We start from the raw sequence: 13,482 nt of genomic DNA, 5'->3' as shown, positions 1-13,482 counted from the left end.
TTGCGATGGTCAGGGCCGGCAGTTTGCCGCTAGTCCTCTGCCCAGGCCGCTTTTGGCGGCGTTCGCGACTATAGCAGTAATGATTAAGTGCTTCAATTCCATAAAAAATTGTTATCATCGCCGCCATGACGACTACCGCCCCCCAGACCCCCAGCGTCCAGCTGCTCGAGGTCTCGCCGGAATATGCCGGCCAACGCATCGATAATTTTCTCCTGGCCAGGCTCAAGGGTGTGCCCAAGACCTTGATCTACCGCATCTTGCGCAAAGGCGAAGTGCGCGTGAACAAGGGCCGCATCAAGCCTGAGTACAAGTTGCAGGCGGGCGATATTGTCCGTGTGCCGCCCGTGCGCGTACCTGAGCGCGATGAGCCCGTGCCATTGGCCCAGGGCCTGTTGCAGCGCCTTGAGGCATCGATTGTCTTCGAAGATAACAAGCTGATTGTGATCAACAAGCCCTGCGGTATTGCGGTTCACGGTGGCAGCGGCCTGAATTTCGGCGTGATCGAAGCCTTCCGTCAGCTGCGCCCGGATTGCAAGGAGCTGGAACTGGTTCACCGCCTGGACCGCGACACCTCCGGCCTGTTGATGATCGCCAAGAAACGCAGCATGTTGCGCCACCTGCACACCGCCCTGCGCGGCGATGGCGTGGACAAGCGCTACATGGCGCTGGTGCGCGGCAACTGGGCCAGCTCGATCAAGAGCGTCCGCGCGCCGTTGCAGAAGAGCAACCTGCGCTCCGGCGAGCGCATGGTCGAAGTGGACGAGGAGGGCAAGGAAGCCCTGACCCTGTTCAAGGTGCTGCGTCGCTTTGGTGATTTCGCCACCATGGTCGAGGCCAAGCCGGTGACGGGGCGTACCCACCAGATTCGTGTGCACACCCTGCACGCCGGTCACTGCATCGCCGGTGATACCAAGTACGGCGACGAGGGTTTTTCCAAGGAAATCCGCGACCTGGGCGGCAAGCGCCTGTTCCTGCACGCCTACATGCTCACCGTGCCGCTGCCTGACGGCGGCGAGCTGAAGCTGCAGGCGCCGGTCGATGAGATGTGGGCCAAGACCGTGGAGCGTTTGAGTGTCGCACCTTGACTACAAGCTGCTGATTTTCGATTGGGACGGCACCCTGTGTAACTCCATCGGTCGGATTGTCGAGTCGATGCACAGGGCTTCGACCCGCTCGGGCTTCGAGTTGTGCACTGACCTGGCGGTCAAAGGCATTATCGGCCTGGGCTTGCCTGAGGCGATCCGCACCTTGTACCCCGAGATCAGCGACGCTGAACTGGTGACGTTCCGCGAGCATTACGCGGATCACTACATTGCGCTGGAAGCCACACCTTCGCCGTTGTTCGAGGGTGTGGCGCAGTCGCTGGAGGCTTTTCGCGCCGAGGGCTATCACCTGGCCGTCGCCACCGGCAAGGCCCGTCGCGGCCTGGATCGGGTGCTCAGTGCCCACGGTTTTGAAGATTATTTCGACATCACCCGTGCCGCAGATGAAACCGCCAGCAAGCCTCACCCTCTGATGTTGGAGCAGATCCTTGCCCATTGCGGTGTGTCGCCGCGTGAGGCGCTGATGGTAGGTGATGCTTCCTTCGACCTGATGATGGCGCGCAACGCCGGCATGGACAGCGTGGCAGTCAGCTATGGCGCCCAGTCCCCCGAGGCGTTGCAGCAATACGAGCCGAGGGTCACGATTGATCATTTTTCTGAATTGCAGGCCTGGCTCGGTCGGGCCCAATAAGTCTTTGCTGGGGTTGATGGCATGAGTGACGAGTGGAAAGCGCCTGAAAAGGCTGAAAGCGGTGACGACAAGAGCTGGAAACTGCTGGAGAAGACGCTGCTGGCCAGTGTCCAGGAGCAACGCCGTGCGCGGCGCTGGGGGATTTTCTTCAAGTTGCTGACCTTCACTTACCTGTTGCTCATGCTGGCGCTGTTCAGCCCGCTGATGGACATGGAAAAGAGCGCGACCCGTGGCGCCAACTACACCGCGTTGATCGAAGTGCGGGGGGTGATTGCCGACAAGGAACCTGCCAGCGCCGACAATATCGTCAGCAGTCTGCGTGCCGCGTTTGAAGACCCCAAGGTCAAGGGCGTGATCCTGCGCATCAACAGCCCAGGCGGCAGCCCGGTGCAATCGGGTTATGTGTATGACGAGATTCGCCGCCTGCGCGGCCTGCACCCGGATATCAAGCTGTACGCGGTGATTTCCGATTTGGGGGCTTCGGGTGCCTATTACATTGCCAGTGCCGCCGACCAGATCTACGCCGACAAGGCCAGCCTGGTGGGCTCCATCGGCGTGACCGCGGCCGGTTACGGGTTTGTTGGCGCGATGGAGAAGCTGGGTGTTGAACGCCGCACCTACACTTCGGGCGAGCACAAGTCGTTCCTTGATCCGTTCCAGCCGCAAAAGGCCGATGAAACCCAGTTCTGGCAAGGCGTGCTCGACACTACCCATCGCCAGTTCATCGCCAGCGTGAAGCAGGGGCGTGGGGATCGCCTGAAGGACAAAGATCATCCGGAGTTGTTCTCCGGGTTGGTGTGGTCGGGCGAGCAAGCATTGCCGCTGGGGCTGATCGATGGTTTGGGCAGTGCCAGTTCGGTAGCGCGGGATGTGGTCGGCGAGAAAGAACTGGTGGACTTCACCGTTGAAGAGTCGCCGTTTGATCGTTTCTCCAAGAAGCTCGGCGCCAGCGTGGCTGAGAAGCTGGCGCTGTACATGGGCTTCCAGGGCCCGGCGCTGCGCTGAGATTTTAGTCAGTATGGATAAATGTCGGAGGGGGCAAGCCGCCTCCCACATTTGGTTGTGTTCTTAAGGGATTTGCACGCCCTCGCTGAGTAGCATATCCACCAGCCGAATCAGCGGTAAGCCGACCAGGCTGGTTGCGTCCGGCCCTTCGGTGCTTTGGAACAAGCTCACGCCCAATCCTTCCGCCTTGAAGCTGCCCGCGCAGTCATACGGCTGCTCGATCCGCAGGTAGCGCTCGATGCGCGCTGCATCCAGCTCGCGCATGTGCACGGTAAAGGGCACGCAGTCGACCTGGCAGTGCCCCGTCTCGCTGTTCAACAGGGCCAGGCCGGTGAGGAAGCTGACACGCTTGCCACTGGCGGCCAATAACTGCTCGCGCGCATTTTCGAAGGTGTGAGGCTTGCCGATGATGCGGCCTTTCAGCGCGGCGACCTGGTCTGAGCCGATGATCAGGTGTCCCGGGTGGCTGGCGGCGAGGGCGCGGGCCTTTGCTTCGGCCAGGCGCTTGACCAGTTCGATGGCGGACTCATGTGCAGCATGGCTTTCGTCGATATCCGGCGAGCTGCAGATGAATGGCAGGTGCAGGCGGCTGAGCAATTCCCGGCGATAAACCGAGCTGGAAGCGAGTAATAAAGGCAGCATATACGTCTCCTCAAGGCAGCCGCCGATTCTAGCGGGGCGACCGGCCGACGCACAGGGCTGAATTTCCTTTGACATGGCTGGGTGCATCCCTATAATGCTGCGCCTATGTTGAATGACCCGATTCCACCTCACGTTGACCCGCGCAAATTGGCTGATCGTGGCACTTCCCTTCAAGGTGAGTTGCTGCTGGCCGATTTGGAGAGACTCTGCGACCCGCTTTCCGACACTGTCGGTACGGTGCAGGCCAAATTCGTTTTTGAACGAGATGAACGTAAATCTGTGGTAATTCACAGTTTTATCGACACCGAGGTCAAAATGGTTTGCCAGCGTTGTCTTGAGCTGGTCACCCTGCCGATTCACAGCGAGTGCAGTTATGCTGTGGTAAAGGAGGGTGCGAATACCCAGTCGTTGCCGAAAGGTTATGACGTGCTGGAACTGGGCGAAGATCCTTTGGATCTGCATGCACTGATCGAGGAGGAGCTTCTGCTCGCCTTGCCCATTGTGCCTGCTCATCATCCGGAAGAATGCCAGCAGCCGGCGGGTCTCGATGACGAGTCCGAACCGAGCGAGGACGAGGTAACGCGGTCCAACCCGTTCAGTGTATTGGCGCAGTTAAAGCGTGACCCAAACGTTTAGGAGTTAATCAATTATGGCTGTTCAGCAGAACAAAAAATCCCGCTCTGCCCGTGACATGCGTCGTTCCCACGATGCCCTGACGGCAAGCACTCTGTCTGTAGAAAAAACCACCGGTGAAATTCACCTGCGTCACCACGTATCGCCAGAAGGCGTATACCGTGGCCGTAAAGTGATCGACAAGGGCGCTGACGAGTAATCACTTGTCTGCTCAAGTCATCGCGATTGACGCAATGGGCGGGGACTTCGGTCCCCGCAGCATTGTTCAGGCCTGCATTGCCAGCCTGTCTGCCACGCCCTCGCTGCATCTGACCCTCGTCGGTCAACCCTCCCTCCTTGAAGAATTGATTGCCAGCCATCCGGCGGTGGATCGCGCGCGCCTGACGATTACGCCAGCCAGCGAAACCATCACCATGGATGAGAAACCGGCGACAGCCCTGCGTGGCAAGCCTGACTCGTCGATGCGGGTGGCCTTGGAGCTGCTGCGTGATGGCAAGGTGCAAGCCTGTGTCAGTGCCGGCAACACCGGCGCCCTGATGGCGTTGTCGCGGCATGTGCTCAAGACGCTGCCTGGCATTGATCGGCCGGCAATGGTGGCGGCGATTCCGACGCAGAAGGGCTATTGCCAGTTGCTGGACCTGGGGGCGAACGTCGATTGCAGTGCCGAGCACCTGTTCCAGTTTGCCGTGATGGGCTCGGTGGCCGCCGAAGCGCTGGGCGTGGCCCGGCCGCGGGTGGCCTTGCTGAATATCGGCACCGAAGACATCAAGGGCAACCAGCAGGTCAAGCTTGCCGCCACCTTGCTGCAAGGTGCGCGAGGCCTGAACTACATCGGATTTGTCGAGGGTGACGGGTTGTACCGAGGCGAGGCGGATGTGGTGGTGTGCGACGGGTTTGTCGGCAATATCCTGCTCAAGTCCAGTGAAGGCCTGGCGACCATGATCGCCTCGCGTATCGAGGCCTTGTTCAGGCGTAACCTGGTATCGCGCCTGGTGGGCGCCCTGGCGCTGCCGTTGATGCGTCGCCTGCAGGCCGATCTGGCCCCGGCGCGGCATAATGGTGCGAGCTTCCTGGGGTTGCAGGGCATCGTGGTGAAAAGCCACGGTTCGGCCGGGGTCGAAGGCTTCCAGAGTGCGATTGCGCGGGCGGTGATCGAGATCCAGGAAAACCTGCCGCAACGCTTGCACGGCCGTCTTGAGGACCTGTTGCCTTAGGCGAATCGGCCGGGGAATGCTTAAATGTGACCGGCCAGTTCAATTGACCATCCAATCTGTCAGTTTCGTGCGCTCCCACCGAGGAGCGACCATTTCCGACGACCAGATCATTAGGGGCTTGTTACATGTCTACATCCCTCGCATTCGTCTTTCCAGGGCAGGGTTCGCAGTCCCTCGGCATGTTGGCCGAGCTGGGCGCGCAATACCCGCTGATCCTGGACACGTTCAAGGAAGCTTCCGAGGCCCTGGGTTACGACCTGTGGGCGCTGACCCAACAGGGGCCGGAAGAGCAGCTCAATCAAACCGATAAAACCCAGCCAGCCATCCTGACCGCTTCGATAGCCCTGTGGCGCTTGTGGTTGGCCGAAGGCGGTGCGCGTCCGGCTTTCGTGGCCGGTCATAGCCTGGGCGAATACAGCGCCCTGGTGGCGGCGGGCAGCCTGACCCTTGCTGAAGCGGTCAAGCTGGTCGAGCGTCGTGGACAGCTGATGCAGGAGGCCGTTCCGGCCGGGCAGGGCGGCATGGCCGCTATCCTGGGGCTGGACGATGCCGTCGTGATCGAAGCCTGCGCCGAAGCGGCCCAGGGCGAAGTGGTCAGCGCGGTAAACTTCAACTCCCCAGGCCAGGTGGTGATCGCCGGTGCCAGGGCGGCCGTCGAGCGTGCCATCGAAGGCTGCAAGGCGCGGGGTGCCAAGCGTGCATTGCCGTTGCCGGTGAGCGTGCCGTCACACTGCGAGCTGATGCGCCCGGCTGCCGAGCGTTTTGCCGAGTCCATCGCTGCCATCAACTGGCAGGCGCCACAGATCCCGCTGGTGCAGAACGTCAGCGCAGCCGTGGCCGCCGACCTCGACACCCTCAAGCGCGACCTGCTGGAGCAACTCTACAAGCCTGTGCGCTGGGTCGAGTCGGTCCAGACCCTGGCCGCCAATGGCGCCACCGAGCTGGTCGAGTGCGGCCCGGGCAAAGTCCTGGCTGGCCTGAACAAACGCTGCGCCGACGGCGTGTCGACTGCCAACCTCAATACCCCGGATGCCTTCGCTGCCGCTCGTGCGGCGCTGGCCTGATCCCCGAACTTAGGAGAAGCCTGCATGAGTCTGCAAGGTAAAGTTGCACTGGTTACCGGCGCGAGCCGTGGCATTGGCCAGGCCATCGCCCTGGAACTGGGCCGTCAGGGCGCCGTCGTGATCGGCACCGCCACTTCTGCTTCGGGCGCCGAGCGTATCGCCGCGACCCTGAAGGAAAACGGCGTTCAAGGCACCGGCCTTGAGCTGAACGTGACCAGCGATGAGTCCGTGGCTGCCGTACTGGCCGAGATCACCGCACAGTTCGGTGCGCCGGCAATTCTGGTGAACAACGCCGGTATCACCCGCGATAACCTGATGATGCGCATGAAAGACGACGAATGGTACGACGTGGTCGATACCAACCTGAACAGTCTGTTTCGCCTGTCCAAGGGGGTTTTGCGCGGCATGACCAAGGCCCGTTGGGGTCGAATTATCAATATTGGCTCCGTAGTGGGTGCCATGGGCAACGCAGGCCAAGTAAACTATGCAGCCGCCAAGGCCGGCCTGGAAGGTTTCAGCCGTGCATTGGCGCGTGAAGTCGGTTCGCGGTCGATTACGGTCAACTCGGTGGCCCCAGGGTTCATCGACACCGATATGACCCGCGAACTGCCGGAAGCACAGCGTGAAGGCTTGCTGACGCAGATTCCGCTGGGCCGTCTGGGCCAGGCTCAAGAGATCGCGAATGTGGTCGCTTTCCTGGCATCCGACGGTGCGGCATACGTGACTGGGGCTACAATCCCGGTGAACGGCGGGATGTACATGAGCTAAATTGTGACGGATCGCTTCAAAAAAATGTCATACGAGCTGTCTAAAATCCGTTATAAAGCTGCAACTTAATTTATAGGCAGGTGGCAAACCGGGTACAGGGTGAAGCTTTCAGTTGAAAAGCTGAAAAGGCTTTCTATACACTTACCCACTGGCCAGCTGCCTGAATTTGTCCATTAGGAGTTAAACAAGGTATGAGCACCATCGAAGAGCGCGTCAAGAAAATCGTTGCCGAGCAACTGGGCGTCAAAGAAGAAGAAGTGGTCAACACTGCTTCCTTCGTAGAAGACCTGGGTGCCGATTCCCTTGACACCGTTGAGCTGGTGATGGCTCTGGAAGAGGAATTCGAGACCGAAATCCCGGACGAAGAAGCTGAAAAAATCACTACTGTTCAAGCTGCTATCGACTACGTTACGAACCACCAGGCGTAATAGTTTGTAGTCGTCGCCTGCTGTTAGGGAAAAACCGCACTGCTGTAACGGCGTGCGGTTTTTTCTTTAGCGCTGATGAAAAGTAAGCTCTGAAGCAAAGTGTCGTCATTAGAAAAAGGAGAGTGCTGTGTCGCGTAGACGCGTCGTAGTCACCGGTATGGGTATGTTGTCGCCACTGGGTACGGATGTGCCGAGCAGTTGGCAGGGCATTCTGGCTGGCCGCAGTGGTATTGGTCTGATCGAACACACGGACCTTTCTGCCTATTCCACCCGTTTTGGCGGCTCGGTAAAGGGGTTCAATGTCGAGGAATATCTCTCGATCAAAGAGTCCCGCAAGCTCGACCTGTTCATTCAATACGGCCTGGCAGCCGGTTTCCAGGCAGTGCGTAACGCTGGCCTGGAAGTGACCGACGCCAACCGTGAGCGCATCGGCGTGGCCATGGGTTCGGGTATTGGCGGTTTGACCAATATCGAAGAAACCAGCCGCACGCTGCATGATTCCGGCCCTCGTCGAATTTCACCGTTCTTCGTGCCTGGCTCGATCATCAATATGATTTCCGGTTTCCTGTCCATCCACTTGGGGGCGCAGGGGCCTAACTACGCGATTGCTACCGCGTGCACCACGGGTACCCACTGCATCGGCATGGCGGCGCGTAACATCGCCTATGACGAAGCCGACGTGATGATCGCCGGTGGTGCTGAAATGGCCGCCTGTGGCCTGGGAATGGGCGGCTTTGGCGCCTCCCGTGCACTGTCGACCCGCAATGACGAGCCGACCCGTGCCAGCCGTCCGTGGGACAAGGGCCGTGACGGCTTTGTACTGGCCGACGGCGCCGGTGCCCTGGTGCTCGAAGAGTTGGAACACGCCAAGGCGCGTGGTGCCACCATCTATGCCGAGTTGATCGGGTTTGGCATGAGTGGCGACGCCTATCACATGACCTCGCCACCGTCCGACGGTGCCGGCGCTGCGCGTTGCATCACCAACGCCTTGCGCGATGCCAAGGTCAACCCGGACCAGGTGCAGTACATCAATGCCCATGGCACCTCGACCCCGACGGGCGACCTGGCGGAAGCCGAAGCCATCAAGTCGGTGTTCGGCGCGCACGCCTACAAGCTGGCGGTCAGTTCTACCAAGTCCATGACCGGCCACCTCTTGGGTGCGGCGGGCGCGGTAGAAGCGATCTTCAGCGTGATGGCCATCAAGGACCAGGTCGCTCCGCCGACCATCAACCTCGATGAGCCGGACGAAGGCTGCGACCTGAACTTCGTGCCGCATGAGCCGCAACAGATGCCGATCGACGTTGCGATTTCCAACTCGTTCGGCTTCGGTGGCACCAACGGTTCCTTGGTGTTCCGCCGGTTCGCCGAGTGATGCACAGCTGGGTCGACGGTCAGCCAGGGGGCAGCGTGCCCCTGAAAGATCGCGGCCTGGCGTACGGTGATGGCCTGTTCGAGACCATCGCCGTCAAGGCCGGGCAGCCCGTGCTGCTTGACCGTCACCTGCAACGCCTGGATGAGGGCTGCAGGCGCCTCGCTCTCGTTGTGGATCAGGTGCTGGTCCGCAGCGAAGTGCAGGCCTATGCCGCCGCTCTCGGCGACGGTGTCCTCAAGCTGATCCTCACCCGCGGCGACAGCCTGCGCGGTTATGGCATCAACCCCGAGGCGCCAGTGCGTCGTATCTTGCAGGGCAATCCGCCTGCTACCTATCCCCAGGCCCATGGAGCCGACGGTGTTCGTCTGTTTGCGTGCGCCACCCGCCTGGCCGAGCAGCCGCTGCTGGCCGGTCTCAAGCACCTCAATCGCCTCGAGCAGGTGATCGCCCGTGCGGAATGGCAGGATGCCGAATATGCCGAAGGGTTGATGCTGGATGTGTCCGGGCGTGTCATCGAAGGCGTGTTCAGCAACCTGTTCCTGGTAAGTAATGGCTTGTTACTAACCGCCGATCTGAATCGTTGCGGCGTTGCAGGGGTCATGCGCGCCGAGATTCTGGCTCAGGCGAGCGCCCTGGGCATCCCGGTAGCCGTGGCTGACATCAGCCTTGAGCAATTGCGGGAGGCTGACGAAGTCTTTATGTGCAACAGCGTATATGGCATTTGGCCGGTGCGTGGGTGCGCTGCGATGAGCTGGTCGGTTGGGCCGCTCACCCGTAAACTGCAGGGCATTGTTCGCGCGCTATTGGATATTTGAGTTGATACGAAAACTGGTTGTACTGCTGCTGATCGGTCTGTTCTCGGCGGCTTTGCTGTTGGGGTTTTCCGCGTGGAAATATGACGCTGCCTTGAAGCAGCCGTTGAATCTGACCCAGGAGCAATTGCTCGATGTGCCGGCCGGGGCGACGCCCACCGGGACCTTCAATCGCCTGGAAGCCGATGGCGTGCTCGACGGCGCGTTCTGGTTGCGCCTGTATTGGCGCTTCAACCTGGACGGTCAACCGCTGCACAGCGGTGAATACCGCATGACCCCGGGCATGACCGCCGAAGGCCTGATCGGCCTGTGGCAGCGCGGCGAAGTGGTGCAATACAGCCTGACGCTGGTGGAGGGCTGGAATTTCCGCCAGGTGCGTTCGGCCCTGGCCAAGCATGAAAAGATCGTGCAGACCCTGGCGGGCCTGAGTGACAGCGAAGTGATGGACAAGCTCGGCCATCCTGGCGTGTTCCCCGAAGGTCGGTTCTTCCCGGATACCTACCGCTTCGTGCGCGGCATGACCGATGTCGAGTTCCTGAAGAAAGCCTATAACCGCCTGGATGATGTCCTCGCCCAGGAGTGGAGCAAGCGTGCTGCCGACGCGCCCTATACCGACCCCTATCAAGCCTTGATCATGGCCTCCCTGGTGGAGAAAGAGACCGGTGTGCCGGAAGAGCGCGGGCAGATTGCCGGGGTATTCGTACGCCGCCTGAAGATCGGCATGCTGCTGCAGACCGACCCCACCGTGATCTACGGCCTGGGTGAGCGCTACAACGGCAAGTTGACCCGTGCGCACCTCAAGGAAGCCAACCCCTATAACACCTACATGGTGGCCGGCCTGCCGCCGACACCCATCGCCATGGTCGGCCGCGAGGCGATCCATGCCGCGTTGAACCCGGTGCCGGGCAGCAGCCTGTATTTCGTCGCCCGTGGCGACGGCAGCCATATTTTCTCCGATGACCTGGGTGCGCATAATGCCGCTGTGCGTGAGTTCCAGCTCAAGCGCCGTGCCGATTACCGCTCAAGCCCGGCACCGCTGGTAAAACCGCCGGAAGACGTAGCGCCGCCTGCTGATGCACCCGCCGAGCCCGCGCCGGATGACGCCGCGCCACAAAGCCCGCAATGACTCTGACTAAGGACTGCCTGTGACTGGCTTGTTTATTACCCTGGAAGGCCCCGAAGGCGCCGGCAAAAGCACCAACCGCGATTACCTGGCCGGCCGCTTGCGCGCTGAAGGTGTCGAGGTGGTGTTGACCCGTGAGCCCGGCGGTACACCCCTGGCCGAGCGCATCCGTGACGTGTTGCTGGCCCCAGGCGAAGAACAGATGAACCCGGACACCGAGCTGCTGCTGGTGTTCGCTGCCCGTGCCCAGCACCTGGCCGAGGTGATTCGTCCGGCCCTGGCCCGCGGTGCCGTGGTGATCTGCGACCGTTTTACCGATTCCACGTATGCCTACCAGGGCGGTGGCCGGGGTTTGTCCCTGGCGCGTATCGCCACGTTGGAAACCTTTGTGCAGGGTGATCTACGTCCCGACCTGACCCTGTTGTTCGACCTGCCGGTGGCAGTGGGCATGGCCCGCGCCAGCGCCCGTGGGCGTCTCGACCGTTTCGAACTGGAAGGCCAGGGGTTTTTCGATGCTGTGCGCAGCGCGTTTCTCAAGCGCGCCCAGGCTGAACCGGCGCGCTACCACCTGCTGGACGCGGCCCAGCCGTTGACGCAGGTGCAGCAGGCCATCGACGCCCTGTTACCCAAGCTGTTGGAGCGCGCCCGTGGCTGAAGCCTACCCATGGCAGGACAGTCTCTGGCAGCAGTTGGCCGGCCGTGCCCAGCACGCCCACGCCTATCTGCTGCATGGGCCGATCGGGATTGGTAAGCGCGATCTGGCTGAGCGACTCATGGCCAGCCTGCTGTGCCAGCGCCCGGTCAACCTTGAAGCCTGCGGCGCGTGCAAATCCTGCCTGTTGCTCAAGGCCGGCAGCCACCCGGACAACTACCTGCTCGAACCCGAGGAGGCCGATAAGGCGATCAAGGTCGACCAGGTGCGTGACCTCGTCAGTTTCGTGGTGCAGACCGCGCAGATGGGCGGGCGCAAGGTGGTGCTGATCGAGCCGGTGGAGGCGATGAACATCAACGCCGCCAATGCCTTGCTCAAGAGCCTGGAAGAACCCTCCGGCGACACGGTGCTGTTGCTGGTGAGCCACCAGTCCAGCCGCTTGTTGCCGACCATTCGCAGCCGTTGTGTACAGCAGGCCTGCCCGTTGCCCAGCGAAGCCATGAGCCTGCAATGGCTGGCGAAGGCGCTGCCGGATTGCTCCGCAGAGGAGCGGATCGAGTTGCTGACCCTGGCGGCCGGTTCCCCGCTGGCGGCCGTCAAGCTGCAAGCCCAGGGCGTACGTGAGCAACGCGCCCTGGTTGTGGATGGGGTGAAAAAACTGCTCAAGCAAGAGCTGTCCGCCACCCAGTTGGCTGAAAGCGCCTGGAAGGACATTCCCTTGCTGCTGCTGTTCGACTGGTTCTGTGATTGGTCGAGCCTGATCCTGCGCTACCAGTTGACCCAGGATGAAAACGGCCTGGGCCTGCCGGACATGCGCAAGGTGGTGCAATACCTCGCGCAGAAAAGTGCCCAGGACAAGGTGCTGACTATCCAGGACTGGATCCTCGCCCAGCGCCAGAAGGTGCTCGGCAAGGCCAACCTCAACCGCGTGCTGTTGCTTGAAGCCCTGCTGGTGCAGTGGGTTGGCTTGCTCGGCCGCCGTTAATTTCCTTGGCCGACGAGTGTATCGTTGGCCAGACACTTTCCGTGACCTAAGTCGTAATTTCCTATGCTTGTAGATTCCCATTGCCACCTTGATCGCCTCGACCTTGCCCAGCATGGCGGCTCCCTGGATGCTGCCCTCGACGCTGCACGCCAGCGTGGGGTAGGGCATTTCCTGTGCATTGGCGTCAGCGCCGAAAATGCTGCCGACGTCAAAGCCTTGGCTGAGCGTTATGCCGATGTGGATTGCTCGGTGGGTATCCACCCGCTGGACCTCAAGCCCGGCGAAGCCCCGGCCCTCGACTGGCTGCTGGGTGAGCTCAATCACTCGCGGGTGGTGGCCATTGGCGAAACCGGCCTGGACTACCATTACGAGCCGGAAGCCGCCGAGTTGCAGCAGGCCTCGTTTCGCCTGCATTTGCAGGCCGCCGGGCAAACCGGCAAGCCGGTGATCGTCCACACCCGTGGTGCCCGTGCCGACACCCTGGCCCTGTTGCGCGAAGCCGCGTTGCCCCAGGCCGGCGTGTTGCATTGCTTTACCGAGGATTGGGACATGGCCAAGGCAGCGCTCGACCTGGGGTTCTATATTTCCCTGTCGGGCATTGTCACTTTCCGCAATGCCGATGCCCTGCGCGACGTGGCGCGCCAAGTGCCAGCCGACCGCCTGCTGGTGGAAACCGATTCGCCGTACCTGGCGCCGATTCCCCATCGTGGCAAACCGAACCTGCCCGAATATGTACGGGATGTGGCGGACTACCTGGCGATGCTGCGCGGTGAGTCCTATGAGCGCTTTGCCGAGCAGACCACCGAGAACTTCAAGCGCCTGTTCCCGCTGGCCCACGTCGCCGCATGACACGACTGAATCGCAGGCAAAAAAAACCCGGGTTCTGGGGGGTGAATCCGGGTTAAGACCATTAGGAGTAAAACAAGGGCACACAGTCCGTCGGTACCCAGGTCGGCGCTTCACTTGGGGGAGATGTCACGCCGACAGTTCAAGTATTGATCAGTATCTGATTCAGTCCAGTCGCGACTGATCGTTTTTTAAACAGATTTG

At 61.1% G+C, this 13,482-nt stretch carries 16 protein-coding genes; 15 read left to right on the top strand and 1 reads right to left on the bottom strand.

The features are described 5' to 3' along the window. Nucleotides 1–125: 125 nt before the first annotated feature. The 3 genes from rluC to BLW22_RS22350 are packed head-to-tail and all read left to right on the top strand — an operon-like array spanning nt 126 to nt 2,739. Nucleotides 126–1,085 carry a 23S rRNA pseudouridine(955/2504/2580) synthase RluC gene (gene rluC, locus BLW22_RS22360; protein ID WP_053140114.1) on the top strand — a complete coding sequence of 320 codons (960 nt, stop codon included), beginning with the start codon at nt 126–128 and terminating at the stop codon, nt 1,083–1,085. Next, nucleotides 1,072–1,734: an HAD-IA family hydrolase gene (locus BLW22_RS22355; protein WP_074847487.1), complete on the top strand. Its 663-nt coding sequence runs from the start codon at nt 1,072–1,074 to the stop codon at nt 1,732–1,734. Before rluC ends, BLW22_RS22355 begins: the two co-directional genes overlap by 14 nt. A gap of 21 nt (nt 1,735–1,755) precedes the next feature. Beyond that, nucleotides 1,756–2,739 carry a S49 family peptidase gene (locus BLW22_RS22350; RefSeq protein WP_074847486.1) on the top strand — a complete coding sequence of 328 codons (984 nt, stop codon included), beginning with the start codon at nt 1,756–1,758 and terminating at the stop codon, nt 2,737–2,739. A gap of 63 nt (nt 2,740–2,802) precedes the next feature. On the opposite strand, the gene BLW22_RS22345 is transcribed toward BLW22_RS22350, so the two are convergent. Then, on the bottom strand, nt 2,803–3,381 hold the full coding sequence (locus BLW22_RS22345; RefSeq protein ID WP_065926167.1) for a Maf family protein: 579 nt from the start codon (nt 3,379–3,381) through the stop codon (nt 2,803–2,805). Nucleotides 3,382–3,486: 105 nt separating this feature from the next. Here BLW22_RS22345 and BLW22_RS22340 point away from each other — a divergent pair, with 105 nt between their 5' ends. From BLW22_RS22340 to BLW22_RS22285, 12 genes are all read left to right on the top strand, one after another. Beyond that, nucleotides 3,487–4,017, top strand: a complete 531-nt coding sequence (locus tag BLW22_RS22340) for a YceD family protein (RefSeq protein WP_027607804.1) — start codon at nt 3,487–3,489, stop codon at nt 4,015–4,017. 13 nt (nt 4,018–4,030) lie between these two features. Continuing rightward, complete coding sequence (rpmF, locus tag BLW22_RS22335; protein ID WP_008152339.1) at nt 4,031–4,213, top strand: 50S ribosomal protein L32; 183 nt, start codon at nt 4,031–4,033, stop codon at nt 4,211–4,213. A 4-nt stretch (nt 4,214–4,217) separates the two neighbouring features. Continuing rightward, the gene (plsX, locus tag BLW22_RS22330; protein WP_074847485.1) at nt 4,218–5,228 is read left to right on the top strand and encodes a phosphate acyltransferase PlsX; all 1,011 of its coding nucleotides are present in this window, start codon (nt 4,218–4,220) and stop codon (nt 5,226–5,228) included. Nucleotides 5,229–5,353: 125 nt separating this feature from the next. Continuing rightward, nucleotides 5,354–6,292, top strand: a complete 939-nt coding sequence (gene fabD / locus BLW22_RS22325; protein ID WP_065926165.1) for an ACP S-malonyltransferase — start codon at nt 5,354–5,356, stop codon at nt 6,290–6,292. A gap of 24 nt (nt 6,293–6,316) precedes the next feature. Continuing rightward, nucleotides 6,317–7,060 (top strand): 3-oxoacyl-ACP reductase FabG, encoded by a 744-nt coding sequence (fabG, locus tag BLW22_RS22320; protein ID WP_065926164.1) that lies wholly within the window; start codon nt 6,317–6,319, stop codon nt 7,058–7,060. 191 nt (nt 7,061–7,251) lie between these two features. After that, complete coding sequence (gene acpP, locus BLW22_RS22315; protein WP_003442511.1) at nt 7,252–7,488, top strand: acyl carrier protein; 237 nt, start codon at nt 7,252–7,254, stop codon at nt 7,486–7,488. Nucleotides 7,489–7,615: 127 nt separating this feature from the next. After that, nucleotides 7,616–8,860 (top strand): beta-ketoacyl-ACP synthase II, encoded by a 1,245-nt coding sequence (fabF, locus tag BLW22_RS22310; protein WP_065926163.1) that lies wholly within the window; start codon nt 7,616–7,618, stop codon nt 8,858–8,860. Beyond that, nucleotides 8,860–9,675 carry an aminodeoxychorismate lyase gene (pabC, locus tag BLW22_RS22305; RefSeq protein WP_065947757.1) on the top strand — a complete coding sequence of 272 codons (816 nt, stop codon included), beginning with the start codon at nt 8,860–8,862 and terminating at the stop codon, nt 9,673–9,675. The genes fabF and pabC overlap by 1 nt, the downstream gene beginning before the upstream one ends. A 1-nt stretch (nt 9,676) precedes the next feature. Then, nucleotides 9,677–10,798 carry an endolytic transglycosylase MltG gene (gene mltG / locus BLW22_RS22300; RefSeq protein WP_065947756.1) on the top strand — a complete coding sequence of 374 codons (1,122 nt, stop codon included), beginning with the start codon at nt 9,677–9,679 and terminating at the stop codon, nt 10,796–10,798. Nucleotides 10,799–10,817: 19 nt separating this feature from the next. After that, a complete protein-coding gene (tmk, locus tag BLW22_RS22295) occupies nt 10,818–11,450 on the top strand; it encodes a dTMP kinase (RefSeq protein WP_027607811.1) in 633 nt (210 codons plus the stop codon). Continuing rightward, nucleotides 11,443–12,432, top strand: coding sequence for a DNA polymerase III subunit delta' (locus BLW22_RS22290; protein WP_074847484.1), 990 nt, complete (start codon nt 11,443–11,445; stop codon nt 12,430–12,432). The genes tmk and BLW22_RS22290 overlap by 8 nt, the downstream gene beginning before the upstream one ends. A gap of 63 nt (nt 12,433–12,495) precedes the next feature. After that, on the top strand, nt 12,496–13,281 hold the full coding sequence (locus BLW22_RS22285; RefSeq protein ID WP_074847483.1) for a TatD family hydrolase: 786 nt from the start codon (nt 12,496–12,498) through the stop codon (nt 13,279–13,281). Nucleotides 13,282–13,482 lie beyond the last annotated feature (201 nt).

This window comes from Pseudomonas marginalis, assembly GCF_900105325.1.
Classification (GTDB): Bacteria; Pseudomonadota; Gammaproteobacteria; order Pseudomonadales; family Pseudomonadaceae; genus Aquipseudomonas; species Aquipseudomonas marginalis.
Note: the sequence above shows the minus strand (reverse complement) of the source record. Positions and strands in the feature narration are given on the sequence as shown.

What these genes read in the sequence shown, in the direction of transcription:
- acpP (WP_003442511.1), top strand. Translation starts at nt 7,252, where the DNA reads ATGAGCACCATCGAAGAGCGCGTCAAGAAAATCGTTGCCGAGCAACTG.
- rpmF (WP_008152339.1), top strand. Translation starts at nt 4,031, where the DNA reads ATGGCTGTTCAGCAGAACAAAAAATCCCGCTCTGCCCGTGACATGCGT.
- BLW22_RS22350 (WP_074847486.1), top strand. Translation starts at nt 1,756, where the DNA reads ATGAGTGACGAGTGGAAAGCGCCTGAAAAGGCTGAAAGCGGTGACGAC.
- BLW22_RS22285 (WP_074847483.1), top strand. Translation starts at nt 12,496, where the DNA reads ATGCTTGTAGATTCCCATTGCCACCTTGATCGCCTCGACCTTGCCCAG.
- fabD (WP_065926165.1), top strand. Translation starts at nt 5,354, where the DNA reads ATGTCTACATCCCTCGCATTCGTCTTTCCAGGGCAGGGTTCGCAGTCC.
- fabG (WP_065926164.1), top strand. Translation starts at nt 6,317, where the DNA reads ATGAGTCTGCAAGGTAAAGTTGCACTGGTTACCGGCGCGAGCCGTGGC.
- rluC (WP_053140114.1), top strand. Translation starts at nt 126, where the DNA reads ATGACGACTACCGCCCCCCAGACCCCCAGCGTCCAGCTGCTCGAGGTC.
- BLW22_RS22345 (WP_065926167.1), bottom strand. Translation starts at nt 3,381, where the DNA reads ATGCTGCCTTTATTACTCGCTTCCAGCTCGGTTTATCGCCGGGAATTG.
- BLW22_RS22340 (WP_027607804.1), top strand. Translation starts at nt 3,487, where the DNA reads ATGTTGAATGACCCGATTCCACCTCACGTTGACCCGCGCAAATTGGCT.
- pabC (WP_065947757.1), top strand. Translation starts at nt 8,860, where the DNA reads ATGCACAGCTGGGTCGACGGTCAGCCAGGGGGCAGCGTGCCCCTGAAA.